Origin of the sequence: Cellulomonas sp. NPDC089187 (assembly GCF_040685135.1) — a bacterium.
In the GTDB taxonomy this organism is placed as follows: Bacteria; Actinomycetota; Actinomycetes; order Actinomycetales; family Cellulomonadaceae; genus Cellulomonas.
Genome location: NZ_JBFBHI010000001.1, coordinates 369,331 through 391,515, shown reverse-complemented (window position 1 = coordinate 391,515; position 22,185 = coordinate 369,331). Strand labels below are relative to the sequence as shown.

Genomic DNA, 22,185 nt, shown 5'->3' with positions numbered 1-22,185 from the left:
GCGTGCTCCTGACCCGGGCGGCCCGGGTTGCGGGGATTCGTAGGATGTGCGGGTGAATCCGACCATTGGCGTCCTCGCCCTGCAGGGTGACGTTCGTGAGCACCTGGCCGCGCTCACCGACTCCGGTGCGACCGCAGTTCCGGTGCGTCGCCGCAGTGAGCTAGACGCGGTGGACGCACTGGTGTTGCCCGGTGGGGAGTCGACCACCATCGACAAGCTGCTGCGCGCCTTCGAGCTGGACGGGCCGGTGCGCGAGCGCCTGGCCGCGGGGATGCCCGCGTACGGATCGTGCGCCGGGATGATCCTGCTCGCCGACCGGATCGAAGGCGGGATCGAGGGGCAGCGCACGCTGGGCGGACTCGATGTGACCGTCCGACGCAATGCCTTCGGGCGGCAAGTGGACTCCTTCGAGACGGACCTACGGATCGACGGCATCCCGGAGTCGACCGAACGTCCGGTGCACGCCGTGTTCATCCGCGCGCCGTGGGTGCAGGAGGTCGGACCCGCCGCCACCGCGCTCGCCCGCGTCGAGTCCGGGCCGGCCGCCGGTAGGATTGTCGCGGTGCGCCAGGGCTCGTTGCTCGCCACGTCCTTCCATCCGGAGGTCACCGGCGACACGCGGGTGCATCGCTTATTCGTGGAGATGGTCCGCGAGGCGGCTGCGGGGACACGCCCTTGAGGGGTGGTCGAGCGGCGGTGTCGCTGGCGCGGATCCGTAGACACACACCAGGGATCGAGGGGTAGGTAACCGATGTCGGGGCACTCCAAGTGGGCCACCACCAAGCACAAGAAGGCGGCGATCGACGCCAAGCGCGGCAAGCTGTTCGCCAAGCTGATCAAGAACATCGAGGTGGCCGCCCGGGTCGGCGGCGGTGACCCCGCGGGCAACCCGACCCTGGTCGACGCGATCCAGAAGGCCAAGAAGTCCTCGGTCCCGAATGACAACATCGACCGCGCGGTCAAGCGCGGCTCCGGTCTGGAGGCCGGCGGCGCCGACTACCAGACGATCATGTACGAGGGCTACGGCCCCGGCGGTATCGCGGTCCTGGTCGAGTGTCTGACCGACAACCGCAACCGCGCCGCCTCGGACGTCCGGGTGGCCTTCACCCGCAACGGCGGTCAGATGGCCGACCCGGGTTCGGTGGCCTACGTCTTCTCCCGCAAGGGCGTCGTCATGGTCCCCGCCGAGGGCACCGACGAGGACAGCATCACCATGGCGGTGCTGGACGCCGGCGCGGAGGAGGTCACGGAGATGGGTGACTCCTTCGAGGTGCTGTGCGAGGCCACCGACTTGGTCGCGGTCCGCACCGCACTGCAGGAGGCCGGGATCGACTACGACTCCGCCGATTCGGTGTTCTACCCCGCCACCCAGGTCGAGGTCGACGTCGAGGGTGCCCGCAAGATCCTGCGCCTGATCGACGCGCTGGAGGACTCGGACGACGTGCAGAACGTCTTCACCAACTTTGACGCCTCGGATGAGGTGATGGCCGCCCTCGACGAGGAGTGAGCCTTCCCGACGACGCCCCGCCCCGGTCCTCCGCGGCGGGGCGTCGTCGTGTCCGCCGGTCGGGCTGCGAGGATGAGGGCATGCGCGTGCTCGGCATCGACCCTGGCCTGACCCGCTGCGGCCTGGGGGTCGTGGACGGGCTCTCCGGTAGACGGGTGCAGATGGTCGCCGTCGGAGTGGCCCGCTCCGGTCCGGACGAGGACATCGACCAGCGCCTGCTCCGGATCGGGGACCAGCTCGACGTGTGGTTGGAGGAGCACGCCCCGGACACGGTCGCCATCGAGCGGATCTTCGCGCACGACAACCTGGACTCGGTGATCGGTGTCGCACAGGTGACCGGTATCGCGATGCTGGCTGCGGCCCGGCGCAAGATCCCGGTCGCTCTGCACTCACCCAGCGAGGTGAAGGCCGCCGTCACCGGCAACGGGCGGGCGGACAAACCCCAGGTGCAGCAGATGGTCACCCGGCTGCTGCGCCTGACCGAGGTCCCCAAACCCGCCGACGCCGCCGATGCGTTGGCCATCGCTATCACCCATCTGTGGCGACCGGCCGGCGCGGTGGGCGGTCCGCAGCGGGCACCCGGGGCGATGACCGCGGCACAGCGCGCCTGGGCCGAGGCCGAGCAGAAGGCGCGCCGCGTCCGCGCCTGACTGCGTGTCGTTCGTACACCTGTTCGCACCCGTGGCAGACTGCCCCGCAGTGGACCCCTGTTGTCGAATGGAAGGAACCCGCCGTGATCGCCTCGGTGCGCGGGACGGTGCTGACGGTGCGGCTGGACGCTGCGGTGGTCGAGGTCGGCGGTGTCGGGATGCTGGTGCAGGCCACGCCGACGACGTTGGCCGCGCTGCGGGTCGGCCACGAGGCGCGACTGGCCACCTCGATGGTGGTCCGGGAGGACTCGCTCACCCTGTTCGGCTTCGGTGACGACGACGAGCGCGACGTCTTCGAGGTGTTGCAGTCGGTCTCCGGTGTCGGGCCCAGGCTCGCGCTGGCGATGCTGGCGGTGCACACCCCGGACGGTCTGCGGCGCGCGGTGGCCGCCGAGGACCTGGCGGCGCTCAAGCGGGTGCCCGGGATCGGGCAGAAGGGCGCGCAGCGGATCGTGCTGGAGCTCGGTGATCGCCTGGGCGCGCCGGTCGGTGATGGCCTGAGTGGCACGCCGACCCCTTCGGCGGCGGTCGATCGCCGGGACGAGGTCGTCGAGGCGCTGGTCGGTCTGGGCTGGAACGTGAAGGTGGCACAGGAGGCCGTCGCAGGCGTGCTGGCGGATGTCGACGGGCCGATCGGTCCCGAGGAGGTCGCGGGTGTGCTCCGCGCCGCGCTGCGTGGACTCGGGGCGAACCGTGGCTGAGGATCTGCTGCCCGAGGATGACGGGGGAGAATCCCTGGTCCGCGCCGGTGCGGACGATCTGGAACGTGCCGCCGAGGCCGCGCTACGACCCCGACACCTGGACGAGTTCGTCGGGCAGCCGGTGGTCCGTGAGCAGCTGTCGCTGGTCTTGCAGTCCGCGCTGGCCCGGGGTCGCACGCCCGATCATGTGCTGCTGTCCGGACCGCCCGGCCTGGGCAAGACCACGCTGGCGATGATCATCGCCGCTGAGCTGGGCACCTCACTGCGGGTGAGCAGCGGACCGGCGATCCAACACGCCGGTGACCTGGCCGCAATTCTGTCCTCCTTGGAGGAGGGCGAGGTGCTGTTCCTGGACGAGATCCACCGACTGGCGCGCCCGGCGGAGGAGCTGCTCTACGTCGCGATGGAGGACTTCCGGGTCGATGTGGTGGTCGGCAAGGGTGCCGGGGCCAGCGCGATCCCGTTGTCGCTGCCGCCGTTCACCGTGGTGGGCGCGACCACCCGGGCGGGTCTGCTACCCGCTCCGCTGCGCGATCGATTCGGGTTCACCGGGCACCTGGACTTCTACGCTGATGGCGAGCTTGAGCGGGTGCTGATGCGCTCCGCCGGGCTGTTGGGCGTTCCGCTGGAGGTCGAGGCCGCCGCGGAGATCGCCTCCCGGTCGCGCGGCACGCCCCGGATCGCCAACCGTCTGCTGCGCCGGGTCCGGGACTGGGCGCAGGTCCGGGGGACCGGTGAGTTGACCTTGGCGGCGGCTCGGTCCGCGCTGGAGGTCTACGAGGTCGACCATCGGGGGCTGGACCGACTGGACCGGGCGGTGCTCACCGCGCTGTGCACCCGGTTCGGCGGCGGGCCGGTCGGTCTGACCACCCTGGCAGTGGCGGTGGGTGAGGAGCCGGAGACGGTCGAGACGGTGGCCGAACCGTTCCTGGTCCGCGAGGGGCTGATCGGTCGCACACCGCGGGGCCGGGTGGCCACCGCCGAGGGCTGGGCGCATCTGGGCCTGTCTGCACCCGCTCCGACTGGGACGCTCTTCGGCTGAACCAGTACGCGACCGGGCGGCGTCCCGGGAACTGCCGGTCTTCGGCGGTCGTTAGGAGCCCCGGAGCCGTGGCACCTAGACTGCGGTGGACGTCATTCGTGAGGGAGCACCGTGGAACTGATCATCATCCTCGTCATCGGCGTGGCCGCCATGTGGTTCATGTCGAGCCGTGCGCGCAAGCAGCAGCGGGAGGCGGTCAGCTTTCGGGACAGCCTGCAGCCCGGCCAGGAGGTCATGACCGGTTCCGGCCTGTTCGGCACCGTGGTCTCGGTCGAGGGCGATGTCGTCACCCTCGAGTCGACCCCGGGCAATGAGACCCGCTGGTTGAAGGCCGCGATCGCCAAGCTGGTCGACCCGCCGGTCGAGGAGGACGACCAGGTCGAGGACTCCGACGCCGACGAGTTCGCCGCCACCGGTACGACCACCGTCGAGGAGGGCACCACCATCGAGCCCTTCGGTGACGAGGACGGCACGAAGCAGCCGAAGAACTACTGACCCGATCGGGCACGTTCCCGGAGTTCAGCCGTCCGGGGCCCTACCATCCGTACCGCCCGCATTCCGCGGGCGGTACGCGCACGAGAGAAGAAGATCGTTGGCCCCTCCCACACGCCGCCGGCACCACCCGGCGCGCACGCTGATCACGCTGGTGGTCCTGATCGTCGCCGTCTTCGCCGCGGTCTTCGCGGGGAACAAGTGGTCTGACGCGACCTGGACCCCCAAGCTCGCGCTCGACCTCGAGGGCGGCACCCAGCTGATCCTTGCCCCGAAGACCGAGGACAACTCGAGCGTCAGCTCCGAGACGATCCAGCAGGCGATCGAGGTCATCCGGCAGCGAGTCGACTCCTCCGGCGTCGCCGAGGCGGAGATCACCAGCCAGGGCGGGTCCAACATCGTCGTCGCCCTGCCCGGGCGGCCGAGTGAGGCCACGCTCGATCTGGTGCGGACCTCCGCCCAGATGGAGTTCCGGCCGGTGCTGACCTACGCCGACCCCACGCCGACCAGCACGGACGCGGCCACCGCCGACCCGTCGGCCGCCGCGACGGCTGACCCGTCCGCCGCTGCGACCGCTGACCCGTCGGCGCAGGCCACCGCTGAGCCGACCGATGGTGCGACGGCGCAGAACTCCTCGGCCTCCACCGAGGCGGTGTTCCAGAACGCGGTCGCCACCTCCGACGAGGCGGTGGTGCGCAATGCCTCGGCCACGGACGAGCCGACCGCGGAGCCGACCCCGCAGGCCACCGATGGCACCAGCACCACGGGCCCGGAGTCGCCGAGCGACATCAACTACTACGTCACCGAGGACGTGCTGACCCGCTTCAACGAGCTGGACTGCACCGACCCCGCGAACCTGACCGGTGGCGAGACCGCCGACCCGGACACCGCGCTGGTCACCTGCGACCCGACGGGCACGATCAAGTACATCCTCGGTCCGGTGGAGATCACCGGTGACCACATCTCCAACGCCTCCTCCGGCATCGGCGTCAGCTCCACCGGCGTCTCCACCGGTCAGTGGGTCGTGAACCTGGAGTTCGACCGCACCGGCACCCAGGACTTCAAGGAGATCACCACCCGCTTGCAGGCGTTGACCACGCCGCAGAACCAGTTCGCCATCGTGCTGGACGGCCTGGTCATCTCCGCGCCGTCGCTGTCCACCGGCACGATCATCTCGGACGGCAAGGCGGAGATCTCCGGCTCCTTCAACCGGGAGACCGCGACCACTCTGGCCAACCAGCTCAAGTTCGGTGCGCTGCCGATCTCCTTCGAGGTGCAGTCCGAGGAGCAGATCTCGGCCACGCTCGGTTCCGAGCAGCTGGAGAAGGGCCTGATCGCGGGTCTGATCGGTCTGCTGCTGGTCGTCATCTACTCGCTGTTCCAGTACCGGGCGCTGGGCATGGTCACCGTGCTGTCGCTGGTGATCGCCGCGGTGCTCACCTACGGCGTGATCACCCTGTTGTCCTGGACGCAGGGGTATCGGCTCTCGCTGCCCGGTGTGGCGGGGTTGATCGTGGCGATCGGTATCACCGCCGACTCGTTCATCGTGTACTTCGAACGCATCCGCGATGAGCTGCGCGAGGGCCGCACCCTGGTCGCCGCTGTCGATCGTGGCTGGGAGCGGGCGCGCCGCACCATCCTGGCCTCCGACGCGGTGAACTTCCTGGCTGCGGTCGTGCTGTACTTCCTGGCTGTCGGGTCGGTGCGGGGCTTCGCCTTCACGCTCGGTCTGACCACGCTGCTCGACCTGCTGATCGTGTTCGTCTTCACCCACCCGGTGATGCTGCTGATCGCCAAGACGAAGTTCTTCGGCAGCGGTCACCCGCTGTCCGGTCTGGACCCGCGCCGCCTGGGTGCGGCCGGTGCGACCCGCTACGTCGGCCGTGGCCGGGTGTCGACCGGTCGTGCCGAGGCCGCGGGCGAGGAGTCCGAGGCACTGTCGAGCAGCAACCCGCTGGTCGCCACCACCGTCGCCGGCGGCACCATCGCCGAACGGCGCGCAGCCGCCAAGGCAGCCGAACGGGCCGCGACAGCGCCAACGTCCACGGGGGAGTCCGAGGACACGGTGAACCCCAGCACCGCGGACATCAACACGGACGCCAGCACTGCGGACACCAGCACCGGTGATCCCGGACCCGCACCCGACGATCAGCCGCAGGACACCGCCCCGGCCGAGAAGCGCACCGAGGGGAACGACTGATGGCTGTGAACTTCGCCCAGTGGGGCAATGACCTCTACACCGGTCGCCGGTCGTACAACATCGTCGGCCGCCGCCGGATGTGGTTCACCATCGCCGGCGTGCTGGTGCTCGTGGCCGCAGTGCTGCTGTTCAAGCCGGGCCTGCAAGCGGGTATCGAGTTCCGTGGCGGCTCGGAGTTCACCGTCTCCAACGTGAGCTCCACCGAGCAGCAGCCCGCGATCGACGCCGTCACCGAGGTCGCGCCGGACGAGGTGCCACGGGTGACGACCGTCGGCTCGTCCTCGATCCGGATCCAGACCGCCGAGCTGAGCAACGATCAGGTGGAGCAGGTCCGCACCGCCCTGGAGGACGCGTACGACGTCACCGAGGACGATGTCGCCAGCTCCTTCATCGGCCCGACCTGGGGCGCGGACGTCTCCAAGAAGGCCGGCACCTCGCTGGTGGTCTTCCTGGTGCTGCTGGCCGTGGTGATGACGATCTACTTCCGCAACTGGCGGATGGCGGCGGCGGCGATCATCGCGCTGTTCCACGACATCGCGGTCACCGTCGGGGTCTACGCCGCGGTCGGCTGGGAAGTCACCCCCGCGACCGTGATCGGGTTCCTGACCATCCTCGGTTACTCGGTCTACGACACCGTGGTGGTCTTCGACAAGGTGCGCGAGAACACCATCGCGGTCACCGAGCAGAGCAAGGCCACCTACGAGGAGCGCGCGAACCTGGCGGTCAACCAGACCCTGGTGCGCTCGATCAACACCTCCGTGGTGGCATTGCTCCCGGTCGCGGCGATCCTGTTCATCGGAGCGTTCGTGCTCGGGGCCGGCACGCTGCGGGACATCGCGCTCGCGCTGTTCGTCGGCATGTTCGTCGGGGCGTTCTCCTCGGTGTTCCTGGCCACCCCGCTGGAGGTCGCGTTCCGTCTGCGGGAGAAGTCGATCCAGGAGCACACCGCCAAGGTGCTGGCCGCGCGTTCTGCCACGGTCGGGGCCACCGGTGACGTCACCACCGCCGACGCGGTCCGCATGACCGGGCAGATCCGCCCGGGTTCCCACCAGGGCACCTCCGCCCAGCCTCGCCGGAAGGGCCGCTGATGACCGCCTCGCAGAACCTCACCGATGATCCGCAGCTGTCCGCCCGGATCGCCGAGCTCGTCCGCGACGTGCCGGACTACCCGAACCCGGGCGTGATCTTCAAGGACATCACCCCGCTGCTGGCCGACCACTCCGCTTTCGAGGCGACGATCAAGGCGATGGCCCACGCGATTCCAGGTCCGATCGACCTGGTCGCCGGGATGGAGGCGCGCGGTTTCATCGTCGCCGCCCCGGTCGCGCTGGAGCTCGGTGCCGGATTCGTGCCGGTTCGTAAGGCGGGCAAGCTTCCCGGGCCGGTGGCCAGCCGCGAGTACGACCTGGAGTACGGGTCGGCCACGGTCGAGGTGCACCCCTTCACGGTGCCGGCGGGTTCGCGGGTGCTGGTCGTCGATGACGTCCTGGCCACCGGCGGCACGGCGCTGGCCACCATCGAGCTGCTGCAGGAATGCGGTGCCGAGGTGGTGGGGTTGAGCTTCCTGATGGATCTGACCTTCCTGCCCGGCCGTGAGCGGCTGGCGGGGTATCCGGTGAACGCCCTGCTGAGCGTGGGCTGAGCCGGTCGTAGAATCGTGTGATCCGTCCGCTCGGGACGGTGGTGCCCGGTGTCGGGCCGAGGGGAGGTGGGTGTGATGGCGGATTCCCTGCGGACCCCTGACGCCCAGGAGACCCCGGCGGTCACCGGTGCCACCGCCCGGGTCCGGCAACGGTTGGCACGCTTCGGCCAGGGCCGGGTCCCCGCGCAGACCGCCGCTATCGAGCCGTTGTTGCAGGCGGTACGGACCAACCACCCCCGGGCCGATCTGTCCCTGATCGAGCGCGCCTACATCACCGCAGAGAAGGCGCACCGCGGGCAACTGCGCAAGAGCGGCGACCCCTACATCACCCACCCGGTGGCGGTGGCCACCATCCTGGCCGAACTCGGGATGACCCCGCCGACCCTCGCCGCGGCGCTGCTGCACGACACGGTCGAGGACACCGACTACTCGCTCGACCAGCTGCGCAGTGAGTACGGGCCGGAGATCGCGATGCTGGTCGACGGCGTGACCAAGCTGGACAAGGTCACCTACGGCGATGCGGCGCAGGCCGAGACGGTCCGCAAGATGGTGATCGCCATGTCCCGGGACATCCGGGTGCTGGTGATCAAACTCGCCGACCGGCTGCACAACGCCCGCACCTGGAAGTTCGTGCCCGCCCACAAGGCCGAGGGCAAGGCCCGCGAGACGCTGGAGATCTACGCCCCGCTGGCGCACCGGCTCGGGATGAACACGATCAAGTGGGAGCTGGAGGACCTGTCCTTCGCCACCCTGTACCCCAAGGTCTACGACGAGATCGTGCACCTGGTCGCCGAGCGCGCTCCGGCTCGCGAGGAGTACCTGGCGGTGGTGCGCGAGCAGGTCGGCGGTGATCTGCGCACCGCGAAGATCAAGGCCACCGTCACCGGTCGACCGAAGCACTACTACTCGATCTACCAGAAGATGATCGTGCGCGGACGTGACTTCGCGGACATCTACGACCTGGTCGGCGTGCGCGTCCTGGTGGACACCGTGCGCGATTGCTACGCGGCGTTGGGCACGCTGCACGCGCGATGGAATCCGGTCCCGGGCCGGTTCAAGGACTACATCGCGATGCCCAAGTTCAACCTGTACCAGTCGCTGCACACCACGGTGATCGGCCCCGGCGGGAAGCCGGTGGAGATCCAGATCCGCACCCACGACATGCACCGTCGTGCCGAGTACGGGGTGGCCGCGCACTGGAAGTACAAGGAGAACGCCAAGAGCCCGGCCGGTGACGAGGCCGGTGGCGCGGACATGACCTGGCTGCGCCAGCTGGTCGACTGGCAGAAGGAGACTGCGGACCCCTCGGAGTTCCTGGACTCGCTGCGCTTCGAGATCGCCGACGGTGAGGTGTACGTCTTCACCCCGAAGGGCGATGTGATGGCCTTGCCCGCCGGTGCCACGCCGGTGGACTTCGCCTACTCGGTGCACACCGAGGTCGGTCACCGCACCATGGGTGCCCGGGTGAACGGTCGGCTGGTCCCGCTGGACACCAAGCTGGAGAACGGCGACGTCATCGAGGTCTTCACCTCCAAGTCGGAGACCGCCGGGCCGTCGCGTGACTGGCTCGGATTCGTCACCAGCCCGCGCGCCCGGAACAAGATCCGGCAGTGGTTCACCAAGGAGCGCCGCGAAGAGGCCATCGAGCAGGGCAAGGACGCCATCGCCAAAGCGATGCGCAAGCAGAACCTGCCGATCCAGCGTCTGCTCTCCCACGAGGCGCTGGTCGGCCTCGCCAACGAGATGCGCTACGCCGACATCTCCGCGCTCTACGCCGCGGTCGGCGAGGGCCAGGCCTCCGCTGCGTCGGTGGTGCAGAAGCTGGTCCAGGCGATGGGCGGCGAGCCCGGCACCGAAGAGGACATCGCCGAGACCGCGCGCCCCGGGCAGACCACCCGGCGTCCGCGCACCGGTGACCCCGGTGTGGTCGTCAAGGGTGTCGACGACATCTGGGTGAAGCTCGCCAAGTGCTGTACCCCCGTGCCCGGGGACGACATCGTCGGCTTCATCACCCGTGGCGACGGTGTGAGCGTGCACCGCTCCGACTGCATCAACGTCACCCAGTTGCGGCAGCAGCCCGAACGCATGGTCGACGTGGAATGGAGCCAGGGGACCGGTGGCCTGTTCCTGGTGCAGATCCAGGTCGAGGCACTGGACCGGTCGCGTCTGCTCTCGGACATCACCCGGGTGCTGTCGGACAGCCACGTGAACATCCTCTCGGCGTCGGTGTCGACCTCCCGGGACCGGGTAGCGATGTCACGATTCGTCTTCGAGATGGCCGAGCCCTCGCACCTGGCCTCGGTGTTGTCCGCGGTACGCAAGGTCGAGGGCGTGTTCGACGTGTACCGGATCACCGGGGCAAAGGCCGAACAGCCGGTCGGCGGCTGACTGGACGTCGCGGCACCACCCGGCGGATCGACCGGTTCGGTCTGACCCGGGCGTCTCACGCCGCCGCGGACCTCTGTCGGAGAGCCTCGCGCAGCACCCGGTCGGCCCGCACCACCCCGCGTTGGCGACCCAATCCGGCCAGTCGGTTCAGTGCCGCGTGCAGATCCACGCCGTGCTCCGCCAACTCGAGCAGTCGGCGCAGCGCGGTCTCCGGCGGCGTGAGGCATGCCAGGTCCACCGCGGTGCGCACCGGGGAAGTGAACGGCACCCCGGCGATCTCCACCCGGTCGCGCGCCGGCATCGCCTGCTGGTGCAGCACCCGCGCCGGGACATCGGGCGGCAGATGGGTGGCAGGGGGACCGATGACAGCGAGCGCGCTCGGTCCGGCACCGCCGACATGCACCCAGAACGCGGTGGCCCCACCGAACAACCAGCCACGGGGCAATACCCCGGTCAACGCCGCCGCGCGATGGGCCGGGGAGGGACGTCGACGCACGGGGATGGCGACCCCCGGGCCGACGGTGCGCAGCGCGCCCTCGTGGACCAGCAACTGCCAGGCCACCGAACCGAGATCGGCGGGCCGGAACAGTCCGTCGTCCCGGGCGGCGGCCTCAGGGGAGTCGGGTGGGGCGGTCAGCGTGGGGGTCGTCATGGCCCCACTCTCATTCAGCCCGTGATCGCGGGCGACCACGGCACGGTCGACCTGGGGACGACGGGCCGCGGGAGTTGGCTGTGGACGGTCGAAGGGCCCGGAACCTCACGGGTTCCGGGCCCTTCGACCGTGAGATCGGCTCAGCCGCGGGACTCGTCCGCGGCCCGCTGCACCTGCTCCAGCCAGGAACGCCGGGCGTCCAGCGCTGCCTGGGCCTCCTTGATCTTGCGCTCGTTCCCGGCGGCCTTGGCGGTGGCCAGGTCGTCCTCGAGCTGCGCGATCGCCTGCTCCAGCTGCGCGGCAGCGCCCTCAGCGCGGGCCCGGGTCTCCGGGTTCGTGCGGCGCCACTCGGCCTGCTCGGCATCCCGGATCGCGTTCTCGACCGCACGCATCCGACCCTCGACCCGCTGGATGTCCGCACGCGGCACCTTGCCCGCAGCCTCCCAGCGGTCCTGGATCGACCGGATCGCGCGCTTGGCCGCGGTGAGGTCGGCGGCGACATCGATCGCCTCGGCCTCGGCGAGCAGCGCCTCCTTGACCTCCAGGTTCGCGCGGTACTCCTCATCGATGGCGGCGTTGAGCTCGTCCCGGGCCTGGAAGAACCGGTCCTGCGCGGCCCGGAACTGCGCCCACAGGGCGTCGTCGTCCTTGCGGGAAGCACGACCAGCCGCCTTCCAGCGGGTCATCAGGTCGCGGAACTTCCCGGCGGTCGGACCCCACTCCGTGCTGCCGGAGAGCGCCTCGGCCTCCTTGACCAGCTGCTCCTTCACCGTCTTGGCGGAGGCATTGCGGGTCTCCAACTCGGCGAAGTAATGCCGACGCTCACGGTCGAAGGTGGTGCGGGCGTGGCTGAACCGCTTCCAGAGGGACTCCTCGGTGGGACGGTCGATGCGCGGCCCGGTGCGCTGGGCTTCCTTCCACTCGTCCAGCAGGGCGCGCAGCTGCTCTCCGGCCGGGCGCCACTGCATCCGCGCGGGGTCGGTCTCGGCGATCTTCTCCGCCTTCTCCACAATGGCAGTGCGGGCCTCGACCGCGACCTGCTTGGCGGCGGCACGCTCGGCCTCGACCTGCGCGCGACGCTCGGCGGCGACGGTGCGCAGTGAGTCGAGGCGGGCACGCAGGGCGTCGAGGTCGCCGACAGCCGCCGGCTCGGCCAGCTCCTCGGTCAGCCGGGTGAGGGTCTGGTCGATCTCCTTGACGGCGAGGTCGGTGGCCTGCAGCCGGGCCTCGAACACGGTGACCTTCGCCTGCAGGTCCAGGAAGCGGCGAACGTACAGGGTCAGCGCCTCGTCGGCGGAGGCACCGGGGAACTGACCGACGCTGCGCTCACCCGCGGCCTCGCGGACGTAAACGGTGCCCTCCTCATCGACCCGGCCGAACTCAGCGGCGGCCTTCGCCTCGGCGGAGTCGTCCGGGACGGGGGTGGGGGCGACCGGGGCGGTGGGGGCAGCTGCCGCACCGCCGGGACGGGCCGCACCCGGGCGAGGCCGCATGGCGCTGGGCTTGGGCGCGCGGGGGCGAGGGGCTGCGGCCGGGGTGGAGGTTGCCGCCGCAGTGGTCGAGTCGGCCTCGGCGGGGACCGGAGCATCGGCCTGGGTCTCGGCCACGGCGGGAGAGTCTGCCGGAGCCTCCACGGGGACAGGCGACTCGACCGGAGCGTCCGCAGCTGCCTGAACTTCGGTGGCCTCGGAAACGTCGGCGGGGGCCGAGGTCTCCGGCTCAACCGACGTGGTCTCGCTGGCGTCGGCCTCAACGGTCGGGGTCTCGGTGGTGGGGTTCTCGTCGGCAGCGGTCACGTCCGGCTCCGTCGTCGGCTCGGCCACACCGTCGGTGTCGGTGGGCGGGGTGGTGGGGGTGTCGGTGCCGGGCTGATCGGCAGGGGTCTCGGTCACTGGGTCTCCACTCCCTCGATGGTGACGCGCGTCGCGGGCTGGCCGTCGGTGGCCCCGTCCACGACACCCGCGTCAGCGATGGCCTGGATCACGTCGAGTCCTGACGTGACCTGGCCGAACACGGTGTAGCCGGTCTCGTCGGGCAGCTCGGTGTCCTCGTACACGATGAAGAACTGCGAACCCTGGCTGTCGGCTGTCTGGCTGCGGGCCATCGCGATGGTGCCAGCCGGGTAGACGCCGTCCTTCGGGGCGTTCTCCACCGGTCCGAAGGAGTAGCCGGGGCCGCCGCTGCCGGTGGCGGTCGGGTCGCCGCACTGCAATACGTACAACTGGCTGGTGGTCAGCCTGTGGCAGTCGGTGCCGTCGAAGTAGCCCTCCTGCGCCAGCGTGACAAAGTTCGCCACTGCTTGCGGGGCTGCTGCGCCGTCCAGCTCGATGCCGAGTTCGCCCTCGTTGAGGCTGAGCGTGCCGGTCCACTCACGGTCCTCGGCCAATGCCTTGTCCGGGAGCTGACCGTCGTTGCCGGTGCGCGCCTCGCCGCCGATCACCGGTGCGGTGCTGGTCGGGGTCGGATCGAGGGTGGCCGTCGCATCGGAGTCGTCGCGTCCGAGCAGCACAGCGGTGGTGACACCGATGGCGACCACCAACACGGCGACCACACCACCGGCGATCAGCTGGTTGCGTCGACGCTGAGCGCGCTTGGCGGCCTGGCGCTCCTGCCACTTCTCGTACCGACGGCGCTCGTACTCGCGCTCGCGCTTGCTGGACGGCACGCCACACTCCTCGGGGCTCGACGGCGCGCGGGGGCTCCGCGCCAGCGGACAGTCTAGGCGGGGGAGGTCCGAACACCGGCACTCTGAGCGTCGACGGAGCGTCATCAGGGGTGGCCAGGGCCCCGATACCGTGGGCGAATGCAGATCCTGACGCTCACTGCCCCTGTTTTCGGTGCGTGCTGCTATCTGGTCGTGGCGGACGACCTCGACACCGTGGTGATCGACGTCGGCGGCGGGGTCGCGCCGGAGGTCGCTCGGGTGGTGGCCGATCGTGGCCTCCGGGTCACGGGCGTGTTAGCGACTCACGGGCACGCCGACCACGTGTGGGATGCGGCGCAGGTCGCGGATGCGGCGGGCGTTCCGGTGACGATCCACGCCCGGGACGCCTTCCGGATGGACGACCCGATGGCACCGCTGGGTGGTGTGCGCTCCGGGGTGTTCGCGGCCCTGCAGTCGTCGGGGCTGTCGACACAGTGGCGTCGGCCTGCCCGGATCGACCTGATCGCGGCCAAGGACAAGTCGGATCGGACGGCGGATGTGGAGTTGACCTTCGGCTCGGTGCGGCTGACCGCTCGGCATGCACCCGGCCACACTGAAGGCTCCACGCTCTACCTCCTGGATGAGGCAGCGGTGTGCACCGGCGACGTGGTGTTCCGCGGTGCCATCGGCCGGACCGACCTCCCCGGTGGTGACCACCCGGCGATGCTCACCACTCTGCGCGAGGTGATCGCGACGCTGCCCAGTGACGCGGTGGTGCTGCCCGGGCACGGTCCGGCCAGTCGGGTCGCCGAGGAGCTGGCCACCAATCCGTTCCTGATCGACCTGGCAGGATGAACCACATGGCACGCCCCACCCCACTCTCTGGCTTCCCCGAATGGCTTCCCGACGGTCGGATCGTCGAGCAGCACGTCTTGGACACCCTGCGCCGCACCTTCGAGCTGCACGGGTTCGCCGGGATCGAGACCCGGGCGGTCGAGCCGCTGGACCAGCTACTGCGCAAGGGCGAGACCTCTAAGGAGGTCTATGTGCTGCGCCGGTTGCAGGAGCAGGACGAGTCAGGCAAGGACGCGGGCCTCGGGCTGCACTTTGACCTGACCGTGCCCTTCGCGCGGTACGTGCTGGAGAACGCCGGACACCTGGCGTTCCCCTTCCAGCGCTACCAGATCCAGAAGGTGTGGCGCGGCGAGCGCCCCCAGGACGGGCGGTTCCGCGAGTTCGTGCAGGCCGACATCGATGTGGTGGGCGCGGGCGACCTGCCGTACCACTACGAGGTCGACCTGCCGCTGGTGATGGCCGAGGCGCTGGGCGCACTGCGCGAGATCGGTGTGCCCGAGGTCCGGATCCTGGTGAACAACCGTCGGGTGGCCGAAGGTTTCTACCGCGGCATCGGGCTGGACGACGTCGAGGCCGTGCTGCGCAGCATCGACAAGCTGGACAAGATCGGCCCGGAGAAGGTCGCGGCGCTGCTGGTCGCCGACGCCGGTGCCACCGAGTCCCAGGCGCAGGCGTGCCTCGACCTGGCCGCGATCTCCGGCTCGGACTCGACGGTGATCGACCGGGTGCGGGCCCTGGCCGCCGCGCACGGGGTCGACTCGGAGCTGATGGACCAGGGCTTGACCGAGCTGGGTCAACTGATCGACGCCGCCGCCGTGCGTGCGCCGGGAGTCGTCGTCGCCGACCTGAAGATCGCCCGCGGTCTGGACTACTACACCGGGTCGGTCTACGAGACGGTGCTGGTCGGGCACGAGCAGCTGGGCTCGATCTGCTCCGGTGGCCGTTACGACACGCTTGCTTCGGACGGCGCGAACACCTACCCGGGAGTTGGTCTGTCCATCGGCGTCTCCCGCCTGGTGTCCCGACTCATCTCCGCCGGGTTGGTGCGGTCCACCCGTGCGGTGCCCGCGGCGGTGCTGGTCGCGGTGATCAACGAGGAGAACCGCGCGGCCTCGGACGCGGTCGCCACCGCGCTGCGGGCCCGGGGTATCCCTGTGGAGGTCGCCCCGACCGCGGCCAAGTTCGGCAAGCAGATCAAGCACGCGGACCGGCGGGGCATCCCGTTCGTCTGGTTCCCCGGCGAGGACGGGGACCAGGTCAAGGACATCCGGTCCGGGGACCAGGTCGACGCGGATGCGGCGATCTGGGCTCCGTCGGAGGACGACTGGTGGCCGCGGGTCGTGCCCTCCGGGCAGTGACGGGAACCGCCGATCCAGGTACGGGTCACGTGCTGACGTTCAGCGGCGCTGACGGAGCTTGACCTCCCGCTCCCAGGCCGTGACACGTCGCGGATCGATCTGCTCGTCACCGAGTATCCACGGGAGCAGCTGGGCGATGTTCCGGGCGTCGTCGACCCCGCGATGGTGGGTGCCGACAAAGCCGAGGCCGGCCAGATGGATCGCGTCGTCGGGCCCCGGGCGCTGACGCAGTCCCTGACGTTCGGTGAACTCCTGCTTGAGATTGCGGTGCGGGAGGGGGGAGGGGGAGCGGTGTGGTCGTGCCGTGCCGCCGAACGTCATGGGCGAGTTGGTTGCGGTCGTAGTCGCCCCAGGACCCCCACCAGTCATCGGGCTCGGCATGCGCGGCCACAAAGTCGGCGAACCGTCGACTGGCGGACCGGAAGTCGTCGGCGGCGTCCACGTCGTCCTGGGTGATGCTGGTGAGCGCGGTGCAGAACGGGGTCAGGCGAGGGTGACGGGTCGGTCGGACGAAGACGCTGAACGGCACTTCGCCCTGCGCTGAGACGGCGACGGCACCGATCTCGATGATCTCCATCTCGGATCGGGCAAGCGAGCCGTCATCGGCGCAGGTCGCCTCGAGGTCCACCAGGATCGGCATGGGCCCAGGCTAGACGCGCGCTCAGTTGAGGGCCGCCACCGCCGCGTTGAGCGTCGTGGCGTACAGCGCCCACGCCAGGTACGGCCCGAGGAGCCACGCCGCGCGCCGGTGCACCCGGTGGAAGGCCACGATCGTGGCGACCAGCGCGACCTCCAACAGCAGGATGATGACCAGCCCGCCGCCGAGGATCTCCGCGCCGAAGAAGACCGGGGTCCAGGCCGCGTTCAGTGCCAGCTGCACGCCGTAGAGCACCAGCGGCAGCCGGGCGGACCGGGAGTCGACATCGCGCCACACCCACCACGCGGCGACCGCCATCAGCACATAGAGCACGGTCCACACCGGACCGAAGAGCGCGTTCGGCGGGATCCAGTCCGGCTTGGCCGCGTCCGCGTACCACCCGTCGACACCAGAGGTCGAGGCGATGGAGCCACCGGCGGCGACGAGGGCGTTGATCACCAGCAGGGCGACCAGCACGGGCCAGGTGCGGCGGTGGCGTTCGACGGGGACGGGGCGGTCAGCGGTGGCGGTGGTCATGTGTCCACAGTCGGGCCGTCGTGCCCAGGCGGCAACCGGAGGCTTGCATCCAACTCGAACAGGTGTTCGAATCACGTCATGCGATGGGACGGACAGAAGATCGACGCGGAGCAGCCCGCAATGCTGCCCGGTTTGGTGCTGACCGGGCACCAGCGGTCAGTGCGCACCCCAGAGTTCGCGGGGGTGACGTTCCATGAGGTGCACGCCAAATCAGCGTTGAACAAGGTGCCCGACGCCAGCGACGTCCCGTTCCGGTGGACGGTCAACCCGATGCGCGGCTGTCTGCACGCCTGCGCGTACTGCTTCGCGCGGCCGACGCATGAGTACCTGGGTCTGGGTGCGGGCGAGGACTTTGAGACCCAGATCGTGGTGAAGACCAACATCGTGGAGGTCCTGACCGCCGAGCTGCGCCGTCGGTCCTGGGCTCATGAGCTGGTGGCGTTGGGGACCAACACCGACCCGTATCAGCGGGCCGAGGGTCGGTATGCGCTGATGCCAGGCATCATCGGCGCGCTGGCGCACTCGGGCACACCGTTGTCGGTGCTGACCAAGGGCACGCTGTTGCGCCGCGACCTGCCGTTGCTGCGGGATGCCGGGCAGGAGGTTCCGGTGAGCCTGGCGATCTCGTTGGCGATCGGCGACGAGGACCTGCAACAGGCGATGGAACCGGGCACCCCGACCCCGAGGGCGCGGCTCGCATTGATCCGGGCGGCCCGGGAGGCAGGGCTGGAATGCGGTGTGCTGGTGGCGCCGATCATGCCGTGGTTGACCGATGGCACCGAGCATCTGGACACGCTGCTGGGGGAGTTGGCCGAGGCGGGTGCGAGTTGGGTCACGACCATTGCGCTGCATCTGCGTGGCCCGGTGCGCCCGTTGATGATGCGGTGGCTGGCGGAACACCGCCCGGCGCTGGTCGCCAAGTACCGACGGCTGTACGGCAATGGTGCGTACGTTCCGCAGGAGTACCGGCGGTGGTTGCACAGTCGAGTGCAGCCGCTGCGCGAGCGGTACGGACTGAGCGATCCACCGGAGGGCGTGACGACCTTTGGACGGTGGCGACGCGGGGCGCTGGCCGAGACCGTGTCCCGGCAGTCCGTGACACCCGAGGCGGTGATGCCGGGCGTGGTGCAGACCGCCCTGTTCTGAGCGGACCGGCGGTGTGCCCGTCGGCGATAGACTCCCGCGGGTCGCCTGTTGGCGGCACCGACCCCACTCCGAGAGGACTTCCCGTGCTGCGCACCCACACCGCCGGCTCGCTGCGGGCCGAGCACATCGGCTCCACCGTCACCCTGACCGGGTGGGTGGATCGCCGCCGGGATCACGGTGGGGTGGCGTTCGTGGATCTGCGGGACGCCTCGGGTATCGCCCAGGTCGTCATCCGGGATGAGGCTGTCGCCCACGGTCTGCGCGCCGAGTACGTGCTGCAGGTCACCGGTGAGGTCGGTCGCCGCCCGGAGGGTAACGCCAACAGTGCGCTGGCCACCGGCGAGGTCGAGGTCATCGCCACCGAGGTGGTGGTCCTGAACGAGGCCGCGCCGCTGCCGTTCCAGGTGTCGACCGCGCTGGACGAGCCGGTGGGTGAGGAGGCGCGACTGCGCTACCGCTACCTGGACCTGCGTCGGCCAGCTCCGGCGCACGCGATCCGGCTGCGCTCCAGGGCCAACCAGGCGGCCCGTCGGGTACTGGACGCCCAGGAGTTCGTCGAGGTGGAGACCCCGACGTTAACCCGGTCCACCCCGGAGGGTGCCCGCGACTTCGTGGTGCCTGCCCGGCTGGCCCCGGGCAGCTGGTACGCCCTGCCGCAGTCGCCGCAGTTGTTCAAGCAGCTGCTGATGGTCGCTGGCATGGAGCGCTACTACCAGCTGGCCCGCTGCTACCGCGACGAGGACTTCCGTGCCGACCGGCAGCCGGAGTTCACCCAGCTCGACGTGGAGATGTCCTTTGTCGACCAGGAGGACGTGATCGCCCTCGGTGAGCAGATCCTGGTTGCGCTGTGGGATCTGATCGACTACCGCATCCCCACCCCGATCGCCCGGATGACCTACGCCGAGGCGATGGAGAAGTACGGCACCGACAAGCCGGATCTGCGCTTCGGTCTGGAACTGGTCGAGCTGACCGAGTTCTTCAAGGACACGCCGTTCCGGGTGTTCCAGGCTCCCTATGTCGGTGCGGTGGTCCAGCCCGGCGGTGCCTCGACGCCTCGTCGTGGCTTCGACGCCTGGCAGGAGTGGGCCAAGCAGCGCGGTGCCAAGGGTCTGGCCTACGTCACCGTCGGCGAGGACGGCACCCTGGGTGGTCCGGTGGCCAAGAACATCTCCGACGCCGAGCGCGAGGGCCTGGTCGCCGCGGTCGGTGCCCAGCCCGGTGACGCGGTGTTCTTTGCCGCGGGCAAGGCCACCGAGGCGCGCGGCCTGCTCGGTGCGGCGCGACTGGAGATCGGCAAGCGCGGCGGCCTGATCGATGAGGATGCCTGGTCCTTCGTGTGGGTGGTCGACGCACCGCTGTTCAAGCCCACCGGTGAGGATGACGATGTGGCGGTGGGCGAGGGTGCCTGGACCGCTGTGCACCATGCCTTCACCAGCCCGACCCCGGAGTGGATCGACCGCTTCGAGGAGGACCCGGGCAATGCGCTGGCCTACGCCTACGACATCGTGTGCAACGGCAACGAGATCGGTGGCGGTTCGATCCGTATCCACCGTCGGGACGTCCAGGAGCGGGTGTTCGCGGTGATGGGCATCGGCGAGCAGGAGGCGAACGAGAAGTTCGGGTGGCTGCTCGACGCCTTCCAGTTCGGTGCCCCGCCGCACGGCGGCATCGCCTTCGGTTGGGACCGGATCGTGTCCCTGCTGACCCGCTCGGAGTCGATCCGTGACGTGATCGCCTTCCCGAAGTCGGGCGGCGGATACGACCCGCTCACCGGTGCGCCGGCCCCGATCACCGCGCAGCAGCGCAAGGAGGCGGGGGTCGACTTCACGCCGAAGCCCGCCGGTGCCAAGCCGAGCGCGGACGGGGCCGCGGAGTCGACCGCGGACCAGCACTGATACCCGGGCTGCCGGGCGGCGGGTCGGGTGACCCGCTCCCGGCGTCCTGGGCGCTGGACGAGCTGCTGCAGGACGAACGCGACCGCTGGCGACCCGCTGCCTGGCTGGGTGATGACGAGGCGCTGTGCGTGCGCCTCGACCCGGTGCTGGACGGGTGGTGGTCGACGGAGCACGCACCCGCACCGGTGCCGGACGGTCAGCTGCTGTTCGCCGTGGGGGAGACCTCGGCCCTGATCCCACTGATCGAGCACGCCGTCGACCCGAGTCTGGTGTCCGCCTGGATCGCCACCGACGCGTTACCTGCGGTACGCGAACGCCTCACCACGCTCGGACTGCGCGCGAATCGCACCGGGTGGGAGTGGATGGTCACTCGCACCGCACCCGACGTCTCGCCCGTGCAGGATCGGTTGCGTGCCCTGACCGCGGACGACCGGCAGGCGGCGTCCGACTGCCTGGCGGTGGCCAACCCGAGCACGCAGGCACGCCCGGGCGCAGCCGGTGAGCGCTGGTGGGGCGTCGACGGTCCGGACGGCGCTCTGCTCGGGGTGGTCGGTGCGGAGCCACGGCCCGGAGCACTCGCTGGGCGCGGGTCGTGGCACCTGCACGGGCTGGGCGTGCGACCGGAGGCCCGCGGCACCGGTCTGGGCGGCGCGTTGATCGCCGGGCCCACTCGTGCGCTGCTCGGGGATGGTGCCGACTGGGTGTCGTTGGGAATGTGGGACGACAATCACGGTGCGCGTCGGATCTACCACCGGCTGGGATTTCGGACCGTGCATCGATTGGTGACCTTGCACCGGCGGTGAGTCGACCCGACGGACATTTCGCCATAACGGTATTCGGATGGGGATGGACGGGTGCGAGGGCACTACGGTCGGGCATGCCGGGGGGCCGCAGACCTCGGTTGGCCAGCCCGCACCAGTTGAACGAGGACCCGATGGTCGACCCCTACCAGCCTCACCCTGACGCGCCGCAGCCCTCTGGCGCGTACCCGCCGCCCGCTGCTGCGCAGCCCGGCTTCCAACCTGGCTACCAGCCCGCCAGTGCCGCCCAGCCCGGCTACCAGCCCGCCGGTGCCGCCCAGCCCGGTGCCCAGCCGGGCGGTGCTCCGCAGGGGTACCCGGTTGCTCCGCCGCCGATGCCCTACGCGCAAGCGGCCTACGGCGACCCGCGGTTCGTCTTTGATCCCGCGCAGGGCCCCGACGACCTGGCGCGCCCGCTCTACGGTGCGGGCTTCACGGTCGCGGTGCGCCGGTTCTTCCGTCAGTACGCCACCTTCACCGGCCGTGCTTCGCGCTCGGAGTACTGGTTCGCCTATCTGTTCATGGCTCTGGTGCAGTTCATCCCCGGTGTGCTGATGGGCATCGGCTGGGTCATGATGATTGCCGGTTCGGTCGACTCGTACTACTACGACGACCCCGCCTGGTCCGCCCTGCCCGGCTTTGGGGCGCTTGTGCTCGGATGCGTGCTCTTCGGGGTACTCGGTCTGGCGATGCTGGTGCCGAACCTCGCGCTGTGCTGGCGTCGACTGCATGACTCCAACCAGCCGGGCCCGATGTACTTCCTCGGCTGCATTCCGTATGTGGGCGGCATCATCCTGCTGGTCCTAATGGCGATGCCATCCAAGCCCGAGGGTCGACGCTTCGACCTGCCGCGCTGAGTCCTGTCGCCCGCGACGACGCCCGGGGTCGAGACTGCCCGGGCGTCGTCGCTCCCTGCCTTCGTCGTACCCAGTGAAAGAGCACGCCATGGTCGACCCCCGCACACCTGACGAGTACCCGAGCACACCGGCGCAGCCGGTCCCGATGCCGGAGGGGTGGGGTCCCGCCCCGGATGGAGCTG

Annotated in this window: 21 protein-coding genes and 1 pseudogene; 16 read left to right on the top strand and 6 right to left on the bottom strand. The window is 70.1% G+C overall.

Annotated features, from left to right (window positions below; all coding sequences use genetic code 11):
* Window positions 1–52 precede the first annotated feature (52 nt).
* From pdxT to AB0N78_RS01825, 10 genes are all read left to right on the top strand, one after another.
* Window positions 53–679: a pyridoxal 5'-phosphate synthase glutaminase subunit PdxT gene (gene pdxT, locus AB0N78_RS01870; RefSeq protein ID WP_363385096.1), complete on the top strand. Its 627-nt coding sequence runs from the start codon at window positions 53–55 to the stop codon at window positions 677–679.
* 72 nt (window positions 680–751) lie between these two features.
* Window positions 752–1,507: a YebC/PmpR family DNA-binding transcriptional regulator gene (locus AB0N78_RS01865; RefSeq protein ID WP_363385093.1), complete on the top strand. Its 756-nt coding sequence runs from the start codon at window positions 752–754 to the stop codon at window positions 1,505–1,507.
* Window positions 1,508–1,587: 80 nt separating this feature from the next.
* A complete protein-coding gene (ruvC, locus tag AB0N78_RS01860) occupies window positions 1,588–2,157 on the top strand; it encodes a crossover junction endodeoxyribonuclease RuvC (protein ID WP_363385090.1) in 570 nt (189 codons plus the stop codon).
* Between the two features lie 83 nt (window positions 2,158–2,240).
* Entirely contained in the window at window positions 2,241–2,858 is a 618-nt protein-coding gene (gene ruvA / locus AB0N78_RS01855) for a Holliday junction branch migration protein RuvA (RefSeq protein ID WP_363385087.1), read from the top strand.
* Window positions 2,851–3,900 carry a Holliday junction branch migration DNA helicase RuvB gene (gene ruvB, locus AB0N78_RS01850; RefSeq protein ID WP_363385084.1) on the top strand — a complete coding sequence of 350 codons (1,050 nt, stop codon included), beginning with the start codon at window positions 2,851–2,853 and terminating at the stop codon, window positions 3,898–3,900. The genes ruvA and ruvB overlap by 8 nt, the downstream gene beginning before the upstream one ends.
* Window positions 3,901–4,011: 111 nt before the next feature.
* Entirely contained in the window at window positions 4,012–4,395 is a 384-nt protein-coding gene (yajC, locus tag AB0N78_RS01845; RefSeq protein WP_363385081.1) for a preprotein translocase subunit YajC, read from the top strand.
* Between the two features lie 97 nt (window positions 4,396–4,492).
* Window positions 4,493–6,592, top strand: a complete 2,100-nt coding sequence (gene secD / locus AB0N78_RS01840) for a protein translocase subunit SecD (protein ID WP_363385078.1) — start codon at window positions 4,493–4,495, stop codon at window positions 6,590–6,592.
* Window positions 6,592–7,680 carry a protein translocase subunit SecF gene (gene secF, locus AB0N78_RS01835; RefSeq protein ID WP_363385075.1) on the top strand — a complete coding sequence of 363 codons (1,089 nt, stop codon included), beginning with the start codon at window positions 6,592–6,594 and terminating at the stop codon, window positions 7,678–7,680. The genes secD and secF overlap by 1 nt, the downstream gene beginning before the upstream one ends.
* Window positions 7,680–8,234 carry an adenine phosphoribosyltransferase gene (locus AB0N78_RS01830; RefSeq protein ID WP_363385072.1) on the top strand — a complete coding sequence of 185 codons (555 nt, stop codon included), beginning with the start codon at window positions 7,680–7,682 and terminating at the stop codon, window positions 8,232–8,234. Before secF ends, AB0N78_RS01830 begins: the two co-directional genes overlap by 1 nt.
* Window positions 8,235–8,309: 75 nt before the next feature.
* Complete coding sequence (locus AB0N78_RS01825) at window positions 8,310–10,622, top strand: bifunctional (p)ppGpp synthetase/guanosine-3',5'-bis(diphosphate) 3'-pyrophosphohydrolase (RefSeq protein WP_363385069.1); 2,313 nt, start codon at window positions 8,310–8,312, stop codon at window positions 10,620–10,622.
* Between the two features lie 55 nt (window positions 10,623–10,677).
* Here the strand turns inward: AB0N78_RS01825 and AB0N78_RS01820 are convergent, their stop codons facing one another.
* The 3 genes from AB0N78_RS01820 to AB0N78_RS01810 all read right to left on the bottom strand — a co-directional run bounded on the left by AB0N78_RS01820 (window position 10,678) and on the right by AB0N78_RS01810 (window position 13,939).
* Window positions 10,678–11,274 (bottom strand): hypothetical protein, encoded by a 597-nt coding sequence (locus AB0N78_RS01820; RefSeq protein WP_363385066.1) that lies wholly within the window; start codon window positions 11,272–11,274, stop codon window positions 10,678–10,680.
* A gap of 140 nt (window positions 11,275–11,414) precedes the next feature.
* Window positions 11,415–13,166 (bottom strand): DUF349 domain-containing protein, encoded by a 1,752-nt coding sequence (locus tag AB0N78_RS01815; RefSeq protein ID WP_363385063.1) that lies wholly within the window; start codon window positions 13,164–13,166, stop codon window positions 11,415–11,417.
* Entirely contained in the window at window positions 13,163–13,939 is a 777-nt protein-coding gene (locus AB0N78_RS01810) for a peptidylprolyl isomerase (protein ID WP_363385060.1), read from the bottom strand. Before AB0N78_RS01810 ends, AB0N78_RS01815 begins: the two co-directional genes overlap by 4 nt.
* Before the next feature lie 138 nt (window positions 13,940–14,077).
* Between AB0N78_RS01810 and AB0N78_RS01805 the strand changes: the two genes are divergently transcribed.
* Window positions 14,078–14,773, top strand: a complete 696-nt coding sequence (locus tag AB0N78_RS01805; RefSeq protein ID WP_363385057.1) for an MBL fold metallo-hydrolase — start codon at window positions 14,078–14,080, stop codon at window positions 14,771–14,773.
* Between the two features lie 5 nt (window positions 14,774–14,778).
* On the top strand, window positions 14,779–16,131 hold the full coding sequence (gene hisS / locus AB0N78_RS01800; RefSeq protein ID WP_363385054.1) for a histidine--tRNA ligase: 1,353 nt from the start codon (window positions 14,779–14,781) through the stop codon (window positions 16,129–16,131).
* Between the two features lie 39 nt (window positions 16,132–16,170).
* On the opposite strand, the gene AB0N78_RS01795 is transcribed toward hisS, so the two are convergent.
* The 3 genes and pseudogenes from AB0N78_RS01795 to AB0N78_RS01785 all read right to left on the bottom strand — a co-directional run bounded on the left by AB0N78_RS01795 (window position 16,171) and on the right by AB0N78_RS01785 (window position 17,305).
* Window positions 16,171–16,452 carry a hypothetical protein gene (locus AB0N78_RS01795; RefSeq protein WP_363386245.1) on the bottom strand — a complete coding sequence of 94 codons (282 nt, stop codon included), beginning with the start codon at window positions 16,450–16,452 and terminating at the stop codon, window positions 16,171–16,173.
* A 76-nt stretch (window positions 16,453–16,528) separates the two neighbouring features.
* A pseudogene (locus AB0N78_RS01790) lies at window positions 16,529–16,771 on the bottom strand (3'-5' exonuclease); the annotation flags it as partial.
* Between the two features lie 21 nt (window positions 16,772–16,792).
* Window positions 16,793–17,305, bottom strand: a complete 513-nt coding sequence (locus AB0N78_RS01785) for a TspO/MBR family protein (RefSeq protein ID WP_363385051.1) — start codon at window positions 17,303–17,305, stop codon at window positions 16,793–16,795.
* A 78-nt stretch (window positions 17,306–17,383) separates the two neighbouring features.
* Between AB0N78_RS01785 and AB0N78_RS01780 the strand changes: the two genes are divergently transcribed.
* The 4 genes from AB0N78_RS01780 (at window position 17,384) to AB0N78_RS01765 (ending at window position 22,003) form a co-directional block, all read left to right on the top strand.
* The gene (locus tag AB0N78_RS01780; protein ID WP_363385048.1) at window positions 17,384–18,451 is read left to right on the top strand and encodes an Rv2578c family radical SAM protein; all 1,068 of its coding nucleotides are present in this window, start codon (window positions 17,384–17,386) and stop codon (window positions 18,449–18,451) included.
* A gap of 83 nt (window positions 18,452–18,534) precedes the next feature.
* Window positions 18,535–20,346, top strand: a complete 1,812-nt coding sequence (aspS, locus tag AB0N78_RS01775) for an aspartate--tRNA ligase (RefSeq protein WP_363385045.1) — start codon at window positions 18,535–18,537, stop codon at window positions 20,344–20,346.
* 128 nt (window positions 20,347–20,474) lie between these two features.
* Window positions 20,475–21,149 (top strand): GNAT family N-acetyltransferase, encoded by a 675-nt coding sequence (locus AB0N78_RS01770; protein ID WP_363385042.1) that lies wholly within the window; start codon window positions 20,475–20,477, stop codon window positions 21,147–21,149.
* Window positions 21,150–21,223: 74 nt separating this feature from the next.
* Window positions 21,224–22,003 carry a DUF805 domain-containing protein gene (locus AB0N78_RS01765; protein ID WP_363385039.1) on the top strand — a complete coding sequence of 260 codons (780 nt, stop codon included), beginning with the start codon at window positions 21,224–21,226 and terminating at the stop codon, window positions 22,001–22,003.
* The last annotated feature ends 182 nt before the right edge of the window (window positions 22,004–22,185 follow it).